15 protein-coding genes are annotated in these 15139 nt (G+C 62.7%); 6 read left to right on the top strand and 9 right to left on the bottom strand.

What is annotated here, in order from left to right; translation table 11 throughout:
- Positions 1–442: 442 nt before the first annotated feature.
- Positions 443–823 carry a response regulator transcription factor gene (locus AB0N05_RS32515; protein WP_364701048.1) on the bottom strand — a complete coding sequence of 127 codons (381 nt, stop codon included), beginning with the start codon at positions 821–823 and terminating at the stop codon, positions 443–445.
- Between the two features lie 735 nt (positions 824–1558).
- On the opposite strand from AB0N05_RS32515, the gene AB0N05_RS32510 reads away from it, so the two are divergent.
- The gene (locus AB0N05_RS32510) at positions 1559–2656 is read left to right on the top strand and encodes an oxygenase MpaB family protein (RefSeq protein WP_364701046.1); all 1098 of its coding nucleotides are present in this window, start codon (positions 1559–1561) and stop codon (positions 2654–2656) included.
- A gap of 149 nt (positions 2657–2805) precedes the next feature.
- Positions 2806–4638, top strand: a complete 1833-nt coding sequence (gene asnB / locus AB0N05_RS32505) for an asparagine synthase (glutamine-hydrolyzing) (protein WP_364701043.1) — start codon at positions 2806–2808, stop codon at positions 4636–4638.
- A 12-nt stretch (positions 4639–4650) separates the two neighbouring features.
- On the opposite strand, the gene AB0N05_RS32500 is transcribed toward asnB, so the two are convergent.
- From AB0N05_RS32500 to AB0N05_RS32490, 3 genes are all read right to left on the bottom strand, one after another.
- Positions 4651–5517, bottom strand: a complete 867-nt coding sequence (locus tag AB0N05_RS32500) for an alpha/beta hydrolase (RefSeq protein ID WP_364701041.1) — start codon at positions 5515–5517, stop codon at positions 4651–4653.
- A gap of 84 nt (positions 5518–5601) precedes the next feature.
- On the bottom strand, positions 5602–6150 hold the full coding sequence (locus tag AB0N05_RS32495; protein ID WP_364701039.1) for a carboxymuconolactone decarboxylase family protein: 549 nt from the start codon (positions 6148–6150) through the stop codon (positions 5602–5604).
- An 84-nt stretch (positions 6151–6234) separates the two neighbouring features.
- On the bottom strand, positions 6235–7092 hold the full coding sequence (locus AB0N05_RS32490) for a helix-turn-helix transcriptional regulator (RefSeq protein WP_364701037.1): 858 nt from the start codon (positions 7090–7092) through the stop codon (positions 6235–6237).
- Positions 7093–7186: 94 nt separating this feature from the next.
- Here AB0N05_RS32490 and AB0N05_RS32485 point away from each other — a divergent pair, with 94 nt between their 5' ends.
- Complete coding sequence (locus tag AB0N05_RS32485; protein WP_364701035.1) at positions 7187–8299, top strand: hypothetical protein; 1113 nt, start codon at positions 7187–7189, stop codon at positions 8297–8299.
- 90 nt (positions 8300–8389) lie between these two features.
- Here the strand turns inward: AB0N05_RS32485 and AB0N05_RS32480 are convergent, their stop codons facing one another.
- The 5 genes from AB0N05_RS32480 to AB0N05_RS32460 form a co-directional block, all read right to left on the bottom strand.
- Complete coding sequence (locus AB0N05_RS32480) at positions 8390–8884, bottom strand: hypothetical protein (protein ID WP_364701033.1); 495 nt, start codon at positions 8882–8884, stop codon at positions 8390–8392.
- Positions 8885–8893: 9 nt separating this feature from the next.
- Positions 8894–9529: a class I SAM-dependent methyltransferase gene (locus tag AB0N05_RS32475; RefSeq protein ID WP_364701031.1), complete on the bottom strand. Its 636-nt coding sequence runs from the start codon at positions 9527–9529 to the stop codon at positions 8894–8896.
- 105 nt (positions 9530–9634) lie between these two features.
- Positions 9635–9994, bottom strand: coding sequence for a MazG nucleotide pyrophosphohydrolase domain-containing protein (locus AB0N05_RS32470; RefSeq protein ID WP_364701029.1), 360 nt, complete (start codon positions 9992–9994; stop codon positions 9635–9637).
- 1311 nt (positions 9995–11305) lie between these two features.
- Positions 11306–12160, bottom strand: a complete 855-nt coding sequence (locus AB0N05_RS32465) for a helix-turn-helix transcriptional regulator (protein WP_364701027.1) — start codon at positions 12158–12160, stop codon at positions 11306–11308.
- Positions 12141–12659, bottom strand: a complete 519-nt coding sequence (locus tag AB0N05_RS32460) for a DUF6879 family protein (RefSeq protein WP_364701025.1) — start codon at positions 12657–12659, stop codon at positions 12141–12143. The genes AB0N05_RS32465 and AB0N05_RS32460 overlap by 20 nt, the downstream gene beginning before the upstream one ends.
- Before the next feature lie 469 nt (positions 12660–13128).
- On the opposite strand from AB0N05_RS32460, the gene AB0N05_RS32455 reads away from it, so the two are divergent.
- From AB0N05_RS32455 to AB0N05_RS32445, 3 genes are all read left to right on the top strand, one after another.
- Entirely contained in the window at positions 13129–13662 is a 534-nt protein-coding gene (locus AB0N05_RS32455) for a hypothetical protein (RefSeq protein WP_364701023.1), read from the top strand.
- A 77-nt stretch (positions 13663–13739) separates the two neighbouring features.
- On the top strand, positions 13740–14237 hold the full coding sequence (locus AB0N05_RS32450; RefSeq protein WP_364701021.1) for a hypothetical protein: 498 nt from the start codon (positions 13740–13742) through the stop codon (positions 14235–14237).
- Entirely contained in the window at positions 14234–15130 is an 897-nt protein-coding gene (locus tag AB0N05_RS32445; RefSeq protein WP_364701019.1) for an aminoglycoside phosphotransferase family protein, read from the top strand. Before AB0N05_RS32450 ends, AB0N05_RS32445 begins: the two co-directional genes overlap by 4 nt.
- Positions 15131–15139: the final 9 nt, after the last annotated feature.

Genomic DNA, 15139 nt, shown 5'->3' with positions numbered 1-15139 from the left:
TGACGACCACCTCGGTCGGCCGTGCGACAGCGTCACCGCAGTCCGGCTGCGCGGCGCATAGCCGGCCCCGACGTGTGTCTGAACAAATGCATTAATTCGGGAATGTAAAACCCAACCACCGGGAGCCATTCACGACTGTGCAGCTCTCCTAAGTGGTGGATCACAACCACAGGTAGGTTGTCAGATCGCCAAGTCGGCCGTACATAGGACTTAAGTCCCTGGGACTTAAGTCCCATCGCTGACTATCCCCATGCTTCGACGCCCGCCGGCAGCCTGGACTACCGGCGGGAGGTGAGGAAGCTACAGGGTGAGAGCGACCGCATGGCGTCGCGGATAGCCGGGAGCGGGTCGGCCGTTCCGCGGCTCTGGCGGCCATTGGCGACGCCGGGAACGATCGATGGTGCCACTGCTGCCCTGCGCGATGGCGACCGGGCAGCAGCCGTCATACCGCTTGGCTGCGCCGAAGCGCGTAGATCGCGGCTTGGGTCCGATCGGACACGTTGATCCGGGCGAAGATCGCGTGCAGGTGGTTCTTGACGGTCTTTTCCGTGATACCGAGTGCCCGAGCTATGTGGCGGTTCGTCATGCCGTCGATCAGCAGGTCGAGTACCTCGAGCTGGCGCGGTGTCAGGGCGTTGGAGAGAGACTTCTCGCCGGCCGGTTCACCGCCACGATCGCTCGTATCTCTCCCCTGGCGAGCGCGGGTGCTCCGAGCCTCTGCTCCTCGCGGACACAGGCGCATCGCCATCGAGTCCTGAGCGACAGGGGTATCCGTCTGCTGGTCCTTCAGAGGGTGTGTGCGGTCGCTGTTCAGCCCAACCATCCGCGTCTCCTTGCCCTCCTGAGTGAATGGGCGGTCCCGTGCCCGGTCGGCTCCTATAGCAGCCATTTCGCCCCCCCCCTTTCTTAGATGTTGATTACAAACAATCCTCGACACCCGACAGCCAGGTGAAGTTTCCGCATCATGGAAAATAAATTCCATATCTAGAACATAACAGTTGGATCTCTCAACATGTATCGGGTTGGCCGAAAACCGCTCGGACAGTTGAATTCCCAACTTCCAAAGGTGCTCTCAGCAGCTCACTTGCGCAGATGGTTCGCGCTTGGTCCGGAGACCAGGCGTGGATCGGGTTGGTGCAGTGGATTGTTCAGGCGAGGGCCTCGGCGCGGTCGGCGGCGGTCGTGGGTCGCAGGCTCGGCGTTGCGGTGAAGTACTTGCCGCAGAGGGCATTCGGTCCCATCGGCCGCCCTCGACCAGCCCACGTCGAGCCCTGAGTGCGGCACTACCGCTGACGGATTCGACTCGGTGGCTGCGCTTGCGACACCGATGACAGGTGGATTTTGGGCGTCACCGGCGATCCGAAGGTGTTGGCGCAAACGAATTTTGGCAGCACCGAGAGGTCGTTGCCGCCGCGTCAGTCGAGTGCGCGGTGCACTCTCAGCCCATCAATAGGACCAAGGTCCCATGTCGTCTTACGACGGGCGTGACTAACTTTCATCAGTGTCGTAAGTGTGTCGCCGAGCGGCAGCAGGATGGGATCGCTAGATGCAGGGTGAGATGGCAAAGAAACAGGGTCGGCGTGGGGTCGGGGCCGGGCGAATCCGGCGTTCCGAGGTCGAGCCGCACGAGGACTACGGCTTCTTCGGGCCGGGGTCCGTGGTCTGGAAGGTATGGGGGCATCCCAGCGCGCCGATCGTGGGCTTTCTGCGTGCGGTGGTCGTGGAGCCGCTGGATCCGTCGCTCATCGCGGCCTTGGACGGGACGCAGGACCTCTACAGGCGGCCCCAGACGCGTCAAGACCGCACCCTGCGCTACTTCTCGATGGTGGCCTTCGCCGGCTCGCGGGATGTGTGCAAGGCGGCGGACGTCCTCGTAAAGGTGCACTCCAAGGCGATCGGGAAGCTGCCCTACGAGGAGGGTACGTACGACGCCAACGACCCCGATTCGCAGCTTTGGACTCATCTGGTTGCGTGGCACTCGATGCTCTACGGCTACGAGAAGTACGGGCCCGGGAAGCTGACGGCTGTGGAGGAGGCGGAGTACTGGGAATCCTGTGCGGTCGCGGCCGAATTGCAGACCTGCTCTTCGGATGACGTGCCGCGGACGCGGGAGGGGATTCGGGAGTACTTCGCGGCGATGCGGCCGAAGCTGGAGGCGAGTCCGATTGCGCGGCAGGCCATGCGGCATCTGCTGAACACGGAGATGGTGGTACCGCCGCAGATGCCATGGTGGCAGCGGCCGATAGCGCTGGCGGCCGCGAAGTCGTTGCGGGTCGCGACGTTGGCGATGATGCCGCGGTGGATGCGGGAGATGGCAGGGCTTCGGCAGTCGCGAGTGTTGGATGTCCTGATCGTGCCGGTGATGCGGGTGCCTTTTGCTGTGCTGCGACGGCGGCCGCTGCTCGAGTTGAAGCTGATGGGGGCACTGACGCCGGGTACGGCGCAGGTGGTTGCGCCGGTGAAGTTGGGGGTCGCGGCTCGTACAGAGGAGGTGTTGACGCCGGCGGAGGCACGGGAACGGTACGGGTATGCGCGGCCGGCGGAGGCACATGTGGAGTGGCGGGAGCGGCAGGCTGCTCGGGTGTTCGGCGAGGGTAAGGCGGCCAGTGATGATGGGCTGGTCGAATCGCAAGACGTGCTGGGGTCGTTGGGGTAATCCCGCGGGGACTTTTACCGGTTACCGGGGAACCTGCAGCTTCTGAGCGCAGGCTCCAGGTCGGCACCCTGGTCGGCAGCGAGACCAATTAACTGCCCTCCGCACCGCCGCACGCGGTGCAGAAGGCACAGATGACGTAGCAATACAGCTTGGAGGAGAAGGACATGTGTGGAATTGCCGGGTGGGTCGACTGGGAACGTGAAATAAGCCGGCAGCGCACCACCCTGGAAGCCATGACCGCGACGATGGCGTGCCGCGGGCCTGACGCATCGGGAACGTGGATATCCCCGCGCGCCGGCATCGGGCACCGACGGTTGTCCGTCATCGACCTCGAGGGCGGGGCCCAGCCGATGACCGCCCGGGTCGGCGACGACACCGTCGTGCTCAGTTACAGCGGCGAGGTCTACAACTTCAAAGAGCTGCGGGCGCAGTTGAAGGGCCTGGGACACCCCTTCAGGACGGAATCCGACACCGAGGTCGTGCTGCGCGCGTATCTCGAGTGGGGGACCGGCCTGGCCCACCGCTTGAACGGCATGTACGCCTTCGCGGTGTGGGACGAGCGTACGCAGGAGCTGGTGCTTGTGCGTGATCGCCTGGGAGTCAAACCGCTCTACTACACCCAGCAAGGTTCCGCCCTGCTCTTCGGGTCCGAGCCCAAGGCACTCTTCGCCAACCCCCTTTTCCGGCCGCGTGTCGATCTGGACGGCATAGCCGATCTGTTTGTCCTTACGGTCAAGCAGCCAGGTGACGCGGTCTACCGAGACCTTCGCGAAGTGGCTCCCGGGACGATTGTCCGGTGTACGCGCGAGGGCGTACGGATCGAACGCTACTGGGAGTTGGAGGCACACCCTCACGAGGACGATCCAGACACCACTGTCTCCACGGTGCGTGAGCTGCTCACTGACATCGTGGAACGTCAATTGGTAGCGGACGTCCCCATCTGCAGCCTGCTGTCCGGTGGCTTGGACTCGAGCATGCTGACGGCACTCGCCGCCTCGCACCTCGAAGCCGCAGCCCGGGGCAAGGTTGTTACGTTCTCCGTGGACTTCACTCACGAGGCGCAGTTCGCAACAGGCGGTTTGCATTCCAGTCAGGACTCTCCGTTCGCCAGGGAAGCGGCCGACTTCATCGGCACCTCTCACCGAGAGATCCTGCTGGATGCGGGCAAACTGTATGACGCTCAGGACCAAGCGATCACAGCGCGGGATCTCCCCGGGATCGGCGATATGGACGCTTCGTTGCTGATGCTCTTCCGCGAGGTGCGCAAACACTCCACGGTGGCTTTGTCAGGCGAGGCCGCTGACGAGGTGTTCGGCGGATACCCCTGGTTCCAGGCGGAAGCCACCCGGCCTACCGAGTCCTTTCCTTGGGTGGTCGGGGCCGGCGACCGCAACGCCATACTCGCTCCCGACCTGCGGGCCAAGCTTGACCTCAACGCGTACGCAGCCGATCGGTATGCCGCGGCGGTGGCGGAAGTACCCACGCTGGCGGGCGAAAATGCGCAGCAGCGTCGCATGCGGGAGGTCTCCTACCTGAACCTCACCCGCTTTCTGCCGTTCCTGCTCGATCGCAAGGATCGGATGAGCATGGCCGTCGGGCTAGAGGTACGAGTACCCTTCTGCGATCATCGTCTGGTCGAGTACGCATGGAACATCCCATGGAGTCTGCAGGCCGCCGAAGGCATCCAAAAGAGCGTTCTGCGTAAGGCGGCGGCCGGTTTGGTACCGGACTCCATCGCGCACCGGCAGAAGAGCGCCTTCCCTTCCGGAGTCGGCTCGGCCTACCTAAAGGCGACCCGCGAACGAGCCCAGGCCCTGCTGGACGACCCAGGCGCCCCGGTGTGGCATCTCGTCGACGCCGATGCCGTACGCGGCAATGTCGATGCCTCGGCGGGACGGGGCATCTACGAACCGCCTGTGCTTCCTCGAATTCTCGAGATCGATGCCTGGTTGCGGCGATACCAGGTCCAGCTGGTCTCCTAGCCCCCAAGCCGCTCAGTCAGCGGTGTCGGATTGGTGTCGAGGCGATGTTGTTGCAGTGTCCTGCAAGACTTCCCGGACCCGTTTGGCGAAGGCCTCGGGGTCTTGCATGAAGCCGCCGTGACCGCCGGGGAACAGGACCGGCTCGATGCCGAGGTCCGTGCCGAGGGCGCGGGAGGTTCGGTCGCAGAAGAGCCCTTCGGATTGGTCGCCGATGCCGATGATGATGTGGGTGGAGGTGGAACGCAGACCTTCGAGATCGGGCTGCCAACCGGAGGTGGGAAGCAGTTCGTGCTCGTAGAAGAAAGCCTCCTCTGCGAGGGTGCGGGTATCGCGCTCGCCGCCGAACATCTGCTCCATCTGCACCTTCGGCATGGCCAGTCCGGTCATGGCGAAGAACTTGCCGATCGCGCCCATCACGTCGCCGGCCTGGTAGGTGGCCTTGATGTCATCGGTCATGGCGCGGAATTCGGCGCGATCGTCGAGCAGCTCGCGGACCGGCGGCTCGTGCGCGATCAGCGTGGGCGCGACATCCGAATCCGTAAGCGCCAGTGCGAGACCCGTGATCGCGCCGCCGCTGGAGCCGATCACCGTGGCCGGGCCGGCATCGACGTGGCGGATGAGTCGGGCGAGGTCGTCGGCGCGCAGTTCCGGGGTGGAATCCTTGCTGATATCGGTGAGCACGCTCTTGCCGTGCCCGCGCGGATCGAGGGTCAGCACGGTGTAATCGGTGGCCAGCAGCTCCGCGACCGGGAGGAAGGGGCCGTGATCCATGGGCGAGCCGACGAGCGCGATGAGTGGGCCGCTGCCGCGCACTTCGTAGTAGAGGGTGCCGTCCGGCACGGTGAGGGTTCCGGTGATGACGGGTGCGGTCGAGGCCATCTGGTTGCTCCAAGCGGGTAAATGACGCGGACACCAGTTCAGACGGTACGACCGCCCCGAAATCATCGGCGCGAATCCGGTGAATCAGACCGCTTTTCGCGGTTCTGGCAGCGCGCAGGCCATGCCGTCGGACATGCCGGTCGCGCGCACGCCGAGCGCCTGATTCAGGCGAGCTCGCTGGTTCTCCCACGCCACGGTCGCTGCCAGTTCCGCCACCTGCGCCTTGGACAGGTGGGTGAGCAGTTCGGTGCGCAGCTCTTCGATATCGATCGCCGGGGTCGAAGTCATGGCCTCGGCATACGCGATCACGAGCTTTTCCAGATCGGTGTACGCGTCACTGGTCTGGTACTTCGGCAGATCCACGATCTGCTGTTCGGTGATGCCGCCGTACTGCGCCAGCGTCGAGCCGATATCCAGGCAGAACTGGCAATTGACCAGCGCCGCGGCCTTGAGCTCGGCCAGCTCCTTGAGCTTTGGGTCGAGCCGGTTCGAGAACATCAGCATGGACTCGACGAACATGGTGCTGAGCAGCAACAGCGGTCGCCGGATCAGCCAGCCGACCAGATCTGCTTGATTGCGCCGGGCGCGCCGGAATGACTTGAGGTAGTGCCAGACTCGGGTGATTGCTCGCATAGAAACTCCCCTTTCGCGATTTCTCCCGATTCTGATCCTAAGCCCGAAACGACGCTGCGTAGTAGAAATTTGGCCGAATCGGACTCAGCGATCCGCGTCCACCGCGCCATTGCGCCGCACCGGAGCCTCGGCCGTCCAAGAGGCCAGAATCCGCAATGCCTCATGACTGGCCGATCCGGCGGGCGCGGTATAGGTGACCAAGGACTGCTCCGGAGCCGTGAGCACTTGCAGCACTTGCCAATCCAGCTCCAGATCACCGACCACCGGATGCCGCAACTGCTTACGACCACCCGCCATGGCCTGCACACCATGTCCGGCCCACCACCGCCGGAAGTCCTTATCGTGCACGGATAACTCCCCCACCAGTTGCGCCACCCGCGGATCGCCGGGCGTGCGCGCGGCGGCCATCCGCAATCGATCCACCGCCTCCGCCGCAACCTGCTCCCAGTTGCGGAACAGCGCTCGCACGCGCGAATCCATGAAGATCAACCGGACCAAGGCCCGTTGCTCAGCCGGGATTTCGGCGAAGTCCACGAACAGTGCGGCGGCTGCGGCATTCCAGCCAAGGATGTCCGTGCGCGGCCCCAGCACCAGCGCCGGTGTGGGCAGCGCATCGAGCAGATCCTGAAGCGGCGCACCCACTTCCGACTTACTCGTCCGCCCACGCACCGACCGCGCCTGCACCAGCATGCGCAGATATTCGTGCTCCTCCGCACTGAGCCGCAAAGCCCGCGCAATCCCGCCCAGCAAATTCTCCGAAGCCGCAGCAACCCGCCCCTGCTCCAACCGCGTGTAGTGATCGACGCTGACGGCAGCCAGCAGCGCCACCTCCTCGCGGCGCAATCCCTTCACCCGGCGCGGATTACCCACAGGCGGAAGCCCGACGTCCTCAGGCGACACCGCCGCCCGCTTCGCCTTCAGGAATTCGCCTAGTTCACTCACGGCGTCAGTGTCTCATCGCGCGCCGCCGGGGTTCCTGGGGCAACGGCCCCCAGTAACGCGTGGCTCCACCGTTTCCGCAGGTAGGTGTGGAAATGTGACCGCAGTGGCGATGACGGACAAGAGCCGACTGATTCTGCTGGCGTCGGCCATCGTTGTGAATATCGTGCTCATCTCGGCAGTCGTCGCATACCAGGCGAAGACGTCCCCCATTCCGGGCCAGGCGATGCCGGATGCGACCCAAGTCGGACTCGGCGCGATCGCCACCATCGATCCATGTGGATTCGTCACCTCCGAGGTACTGGCAGGTCCGGGGATCGAGGTGCGGTGGGCGCGACCCATCGCATTGCGGAATTGCAATGCGATGGTGGGAAAACCCAGCGACCCCGGTCACGGCATCCTGGTCGATGTAGAAGTGACGAACGATTTGGACCTCGGAAGTTACCGCTCCGCTGGATTGGCATTCCGAGATTCGGGCAATGTCCATCGGGCGACGGGAGGGAAAGCCCCTTCACCAACACCCATCGGCGGGGATGCCACGGTCGATCTCGTCTACCAGGACAGTCGAAACGCCGTCATCACACGAACATCGTGGGTGGATACCTCCGCCGATCCGGGCGAGGGTGATCGTGAGGGTATCGACCTGCGGGAGATCGCCGCCAGGGTCGGCGACACGGCCGAGCGGGCAATGGCCACAGGCACCTTCCGGCATTTGACCTACCCGGCGGATTCGGCAGCGTCGGTAGACCTTTGCCACAGTGTCCTTGTCTCGACGCTCGACATTGTTTTGAATATCCCCGGTACCCGATCCACGAAGTTCTCGCGGAACAACTGCCGGTGGACGGTTAATTCTGGCGAGGTTCATCCAACGGTGGGCATCAGTGTTCGCCTGGACGTACAGCGGGACCAGGGGAAATACCCAAACGTACCGAACACGGTCGTACACGACCGCCCCACAATGGTGACCCTGCTCAACAACATCCCCTACGAGACGGATATCGCGAAGGCATGCGTCTACACGACGAACGCGAAGATCTGGAACCCATGGCTCGGCTACCGCATCATCCCCGACACCCCCGATCATCGGGATCCGTCACTGGTGGAGAGAGTCGTGGTCAGCGTCGGTTGGCCCCCCGATGCCCCCGAAGCGTCGCAGGCATGTGATTCCGCCGCCCGAATCGCATGGGAAGTGTGGCAGTCGATTCCATAGGCGCTTAACCGGGCCGTGAGGTCTTCGATCGCGAAAGCGCCGGTAACTCTAAAGGCTGCCTTGCCCTTTTCATCAGCACGGAGTCGATCATTAGGGGTGTTGGCTCATCGGCCCGGCATCCTCGGTGTTCCCATTCGTGGCTGGAGGGATGTTGTCGATCGCGTGCATCAGCCGTGACACCGCTTCGCTGTCGTCATGAACCGACAAGGCCTGGTTGATGATCAGCCAATCTGGGACGTCGTCGCGGAGGACGTACTTGCGAAAGCAGTTGTAGATCGCGTAGTAGGCGAACTCGACCGGAACGGGGAAGGTCAGATCGTCGTCTTGCAGCGCGGCGATGGGCTCGAGGTATCGGTTGTCGATATCCGCAAGATCCACACCGGCGCGGGCGGAGTGGAGGGCATCGGCCGGAAGGACGGTATCCACGTTGTGCCGCATCCCAACAACCGAGTCGCGGTAGCGAAGCCGGGCGCGTTTGCCTTGGATATAGCCGCTCCAGGTCGCCAGGGCATCCTCGCACAGCGATAGGTGAACCTGTCGCCGGTGATCGGCTCCCAGTTGGAGGAAGCGCTGCCAAGGCGCCATCGGTCCCACCTACGACGCGAGAATGATGCCGCCGAGTTTGCTCTCGGCGGAGGTGAGAGTTTTGTGTGCCTGAACCGTGAAACCAGCATCGCTGAGCAAGGTAGACATCTGGCTGAGCTGGCGGAGGTGAACGTAGAGATTCATCGGATGCCCGCCGTAGCCCTCGGTCTTGAGCCGTGACTCGTCTCCGACGTGGAAGCCGAGCAGAATCGGGCCGCCAGGGCGAAGCACTCGCCGGAAGTGTGCGAGGACAGAACTGATCTCGTCGTCGGGGATGTGAATCAGCGAATACCACGCGAGCAGACCGGCTATCGACGCATCTGCCAGGCCGAGGTTCGTCATAGAACCGACTTCGAAACGGAGGTCCGGGTGATCACGCCGGGCCACCTCGATCATCCCGGGCGACAGATCGATTCCGAAAGCGTCCACGCCCAGTTGGCAAAGGTGAGCCGTGATCCGCCCCGTTCCACACCCCACGTCCGCAACAAGCCCTCCCCCTTGGGCCTGTACCGACGCGGCGAATGAGGCGAAGGCCGCACGCTCTTCAGGCGTTTCGTCCAGAAAGTGACGAGTCAGGTCTGCGTAGGCGACAGCGACGGTGTCGTAGGACGCGCGCGTGTCTTCCAGCCAGCCATCAGCGTTCATGGCCGCAGATTACCCGAGGACTCAGACACGGGCGCAGCCCTATATTCAGCCTGGGATCAGTTGGACCGCAACAGAACCCAATGCTCGCTGATGTCGATGAGCGTTCTATTCAGCAGTGTTGGCTGTTGTCCCGTGCGGATGCTTGGCCAAGCGTGCACCGATAATCTCTCGAAGCTCGTTCATCGTTCTCGCAAACGCAGCTTCGATGTCGACCTCGTACTTGTGAGCAAGTATCAGGATCGACCATAGACAGTCAGCGAGTTCGTGTTCGAGCGCCTCACTCCCTCCCGGCATAGTCCGTGTTCCTTCAGCTGCCATCACAAGCTTGGCGAGGTCGCCCACATCGCCGACGAATCCGAGCATGAAGTCCTGCCGAGTCCACGTGCGGCCTCGGTCGGCGAGGTTGAGCGAGTCGTACAGGTCATGTACTTCGAGGGCCCGTGCCTGAAGATCTTGAATGTCCACGGATTCAGGTCTACCAAGATGCTTCGGACGGTGCGATCTCCGGTCTGCTGCGAACAAGCGAGGCCGAGGTGTCGAGTCACTTTCTGCCACAACCTGATTGCCAGCCCGCGTAATACTTGCTTCCCACAGGGTCGCTCGAGGCGGATAGAGGTCGAGCACTATGTCGAGGCCCAACCTTGCGACATCGGCAAGCAGGGTGGCGGAGGTGGGGAGGTCGTCGTGGCCGATGACCGAGACGTCGTCGGGGATGGAGAGGCCGAGATGGACACTGCGAGGGCGCGGTGGGTGCATTTGTCCTGCGCCGAGCGGCGACCGTGGACATGTATAACTATCGCAGGAGTCGCTGGAGCAGACTTTCCTCGGATCCACGGGTAGGACGGACGCGGTGCCGTAGGGCTTTCTCGTACTGGGCTGCTGCGACAACAGTTGCCTTGACCAGCAGGGTTCATTGGGCGACAACAGTTCGGTTATCGACGCTGTGTAGCTTGCGCACATGATCTTCTTCAAGAGGCCGACCGCCGGGCGGGTTGTGCGATCGAAAGTTACTCGCGCCGTGGCATTGGTCTGCCTCGGAGGTGGTGTGATCACTGCCTGCTCGGCTCACGACGGACCGGCAGTAGCGGACACGAACCCTGTTGGCCAGGTTCAGCATGCCGTTGACCCAACCGGGGCGGCAGGCAATGGGGACAACGCGATACCGGCCGACCCGTCGACGTATCAGACCGGTCGCACCCCGAACAACTACTACTTTCGCAGTCCCAGCGGCAACTTCTCGTGCGGCATCTACATCCCGGGGAACGGGGTCACTACTTACACTGCTGCATGCAGAGGCAATACAATTCCCTTGCCGGACAATCTCGAGCCGTGTGAATCGCTTGACCGCGCGGCGGAAGTCAGTAAAGACGGAGCGAAGTTGGGCTGCTTTGTCGATGGCCCGATTGCCTCCGACAGAGCACTGCTATACGGGACGAGCCTATCTGCCGAGGGCTACACGTGCACCTCACGCACTGAGTTCGTCAGGTGCGTTTATGATAAGACCGGTCATGGCTTCGAGATAGCCAGAGAGCTTCACCGGCTGTTCTGAGATGAGAAGATCCCACGTTCGCGACACCTCAGCTCTCGTGCCAATGCCGCGACGAGGCCAGTGGCCATTAATGGTTGGCTATTTCGTGCCTGCGCTGGCCGGGCTGCTGCTCGTGCACGTCGCGGCAGGAACAAGCCGCGACGGGGGTGCACCTGATGGAATTTCTAGCGCATTGGCCATCGCGAGGATGCTCGGATGCTCACGAGCGAGTCTGGATCCGCAAACGATCAAGCGTCGAGTTCGGCGAGCACTTTCAGCACCAGGGCGCGGGCGTCGCGACCATATACCGCAGACTGCTTGAGAACCTCGAACATCCGGGCGTACATCTCGCACTCGGCGGGTTGTGTGACTTGAATGCTCGCGGTGGGAGTTTCGAGGGCTACCAGGTCGTCATCGAAGATCCAGAACCCGGCCGACGCAACGGCTGCGCGCTTGATCATGAGCGGGATTATTCCGATCGAGATATTCGGTGCCGACATCAGCTCGAGCAGTCTGCCCAACTGGCCGACCTGAACGGTCGCGTCCCCGAACCACGTGCGCAGCGCCTGTTCCTCGAGCACTACGACGAACCGTTTCCCGCCGCGATGCAGGATGCGCTGACGTTCCATCCTGATAGCCACTGCGTCGCCGATGTCGTTCGGAGCACCGAGGAATCGAATCCAGAACGAAAGCATCGCACCGGAGTACTCGGCAGTCTGGAAAAGACCGGGGATCACGTTGTGCTCGTAGATCCGGAACACTTTCGTCTGCTGGTAGCGCTGCTGGGTATGCGCGCCCAGAACCCGTTTGAGACCCGCACGGCTTTCGCGTCGGAACTCCAGGTATGCCGAATCAACTACGCGCAGTGCGGCTGTAAGGTCAGCGATCTGGTCTTCGGCCGCGCAGGCGTGACACCAGTCGCGGATATCCTGATCGGTCGGCGACTGAATACCGTTTTCGATCTTCGAGACACGGGTGAAATGCTGTCCGGTCACCGCAGCGAGTTGGCGGGCGCTGAGACCGGCATCCTTGCGCACGTCGCGCAGCCGAGCCCCGAGCGCCCGCCTGGCCTCCTGGGCAGAACTAGAGGGGCTTGTAGTCACGGTGAGGAATCGCCAGTTTCCATACCGCCTCGAACGCCCCACGACACAGTTCAATGTCAGCGGGATCGTTGGTTACGGTCTTGCCAGTACCTAGACCATTCCCCGCATAGTGCAGGAACACCGCCAGCTCCCCGTCGAACAGGTAAAAGTCGTTGCCCGGAATCGCAACCGATGAGACCAGACGCCGGGGTACCCAACGAATGTCTTCTCCGGCGTCAACCATTGGTTGCGCAATGCTGTACGACCACCGTTGGTATTCGCTGAGCGGTTCGGACACGATGCGTGCGCGACGTACCGAACGCCCCGCCGCTATGTGTCCGTACAACGTCGTACACCAACCTTGAAGCCACTCGAGGTCGTCAGGTTCACCAGCAGCCCACTTCGCCATGTACGGGAGTTCGACAGCAGTGCCGTAGGCGTCGCGGGTCTCGAGGTGGATTGCCTCACAACCAAAGTCGGTCAGCAGGTGCTCGAACTCGTCATCCGTTATCGGTCTCACGGGCTCCCTGCTCAAAGAAAGGCACCAATCGGTCTGGGATCTCGACGCACGATTCTCCCTCGGGGATGCCCACCTGCGCGAGCGCTTCCGGATCGGTGAACACCCATCCCTGGACGACCCAGGAGCCCCGATCGGTGCGGTACAACGTCGGCGAACCGGTCGGATTCGAACCCGGATCCTTGGCAATGAACGTTAGACGCATGACGACAAGCCCCCTGGTGGTTGCGAACTATTGCGTCGAATAGATACCAATCGTCGCGCTGCCTGAAGCACGGGTCAAGAGCCAAGCGTGCCCCGAGGTGCCGTGAATGCAGCTGCACGGCATTGCTATCCGGATGCTCGCAACTTTTCGCAACAACCTTTCCTCGGCAGGGCATTGCTCCATAGCGTCAAGAGCAGGCGCTCAGGGACGGCCGATCGCTAGGCATCCCGATCCTGAGTTGCCGCACCAACGGCGGACAGGGCAGTCGTGACCAATGAACCAGACGAAGCGGAGGCCGCACCACGTACGCGGCTGTTCCAGTTCCCGGGCGGCGTACTGGAGCTGCAGAGCGCCGGGGACGAGACCGAAGACTACGCAGGGTTCTACCTGGAGATTCACGGACACATCGCACTCGACGGCCACGAAGACAGAGGGGCGGTAATGCGCTACAAGGCAACGGCGCTGGGATACCTCCGAACCGATGTATCCGGGATCAGTCAGCAATGGGACGAGACCGAGATACGCAGACTTGCAACCAGGTACGGCTACGACTTCGCGGGCATAGTGATCTATGACCCCAACTCCGGGCGGCCTCCGTTGGCGCGACTGAAGGCGCAAGCGACGCGGTTGGATGCCGAAGCGGTGTTTGTGCCATCCCTCGAGCACCTCGAGGAAGGTGAGGCCCCGGGCTCGCTCGTGCAAAAGCTGGATGTGGTCACGGTTCACCCCGAAGAGACGTACGCCCGACGGGCGATACCTCCGCTTCGGGACCTCCCGCCAGCTAAGGCGGACGGCGCGTAAGCCATTCCGATACTCGGAGACACCGAAAGGGGGGCGGTTCGTCGGCGCAGCATTTCCCGATACCCCGATGGCATTGCTTGACAACGTATTTCGCGATAGACCCGGCAATCCGCAATCGTGCCGGGGTTCGGGACCCGGGCCGGGTCGCACGTGCGGACGACTACTTCGCCGACAGCATGCCCGGCGAGGACGCGCCCTGGATGTGCTATTACGACGAAGCGGAACATTTGGGCAGCACAGGCAAGGCACTCATCCCGGTCGCGTTGGCGCGAAGCCAAATGGAGTTGGCCGCACCCCGGATAGGCCAAGCCATTCGTCGGCAGGGTCAGAGCTACCCTCGGTCACGAACTTTCTCACTGACACGACTGGCCACGCTGACTATGCGAATAGGTAACCCCCGGGAAGCCGCCGAGCTCGGACTGCGAGCCGCTGGCAACGCGAAAAGGCTTCATTCCCAACGCATCCGCGATGAATTGCAAGGGCTGACTCGCGCTTCGATCAAGCACCTTGACATCCCCGAGGTGAATCGCCTGTACAGCGTGCTCACGGGCGGCCACGTCGAGGCGTCCTCGTGAACCGGCGACCTGGATCGCAGATCACCGCTGCCGAGGTGCTTTCCCGGGCGGCGACACTCGGCAACGTCGATGCACGCGGAGCGGTGACGATCCGTGACGGCTCACACGCGATCTTCGAACTACCCAACGGGATCGTGGCACGGATCGGCAAACCGCACAGCTACAGAACGGCACAGCGAGAACTGTGTATCTCGCAATGGCTCAACAGAAATGGCATCAAGACCGTGGAAGCCGTGAACTCGATTCCACAACCTACAGTGGTCGACGAGCGTCCCGTAACCTGGTGGGCTCTGATCCCCGACCATCGGCCGTCGACACCCGAAGAGCTCGGCAGAATGCTCCGCAGGTTGCACGCGCTGACACCCCCGATCGAGTTCCCCCTGCCGAGCTACATGCCTTTCGATGGATTACGAGAATCCATCGAGTCCGCAATCATGATCGAGGAAGACGATCGCACATGGCTTTTGGAGCAGTACGCACGGCTTCACCAGCGGTACGACGAACTCGACGATTCATTGCCTCCCTGCGTCATACACGGTGACGCCTGGCAAGGAAATTTGGTGGTGCCGACCTCTGGTGATCCCACCGTGCTCGACCTCGACAAGGTGTCCGTAGGTTGGCGAGAGTGGGATCTTGTTCAGTTGGCGGTCGACTACACCGATTTCCGACGGATCACCGATGACCAGTATCAGAGCTTTGTTGACGCGTACGGCGGCTACGACGTGACCCGATGGCCGGGCTATCGGGTGCTCGCCGATATTCAAGAGCTTCGATGGGTCGGCTTCGCACTCGCCCGATCGGGTACGAGTCAGGCAGCCAAGACCGAAGCCGCGCACCGCATCGCATGCCTTCGCGGCCTGGTGCCGAAACCCTGGACTTGGCAAGCGCTCTGAGCCCCAGTC

It is taken from the genome of Nocardia sp. NPDC051030 (genome assembly GCF_040683015.1).
Taxonomy (GTDB): Bacteria; Actinomycetota; Actinomycetes; order Mycobacteriales; family Mycobacteriaceae; genus Nocardia.
The sequence above is the reverse complement of the archived record's forward strand: the minus strand, read 5'-3'. Positions and strand labels throughout refer to the sequence as shown.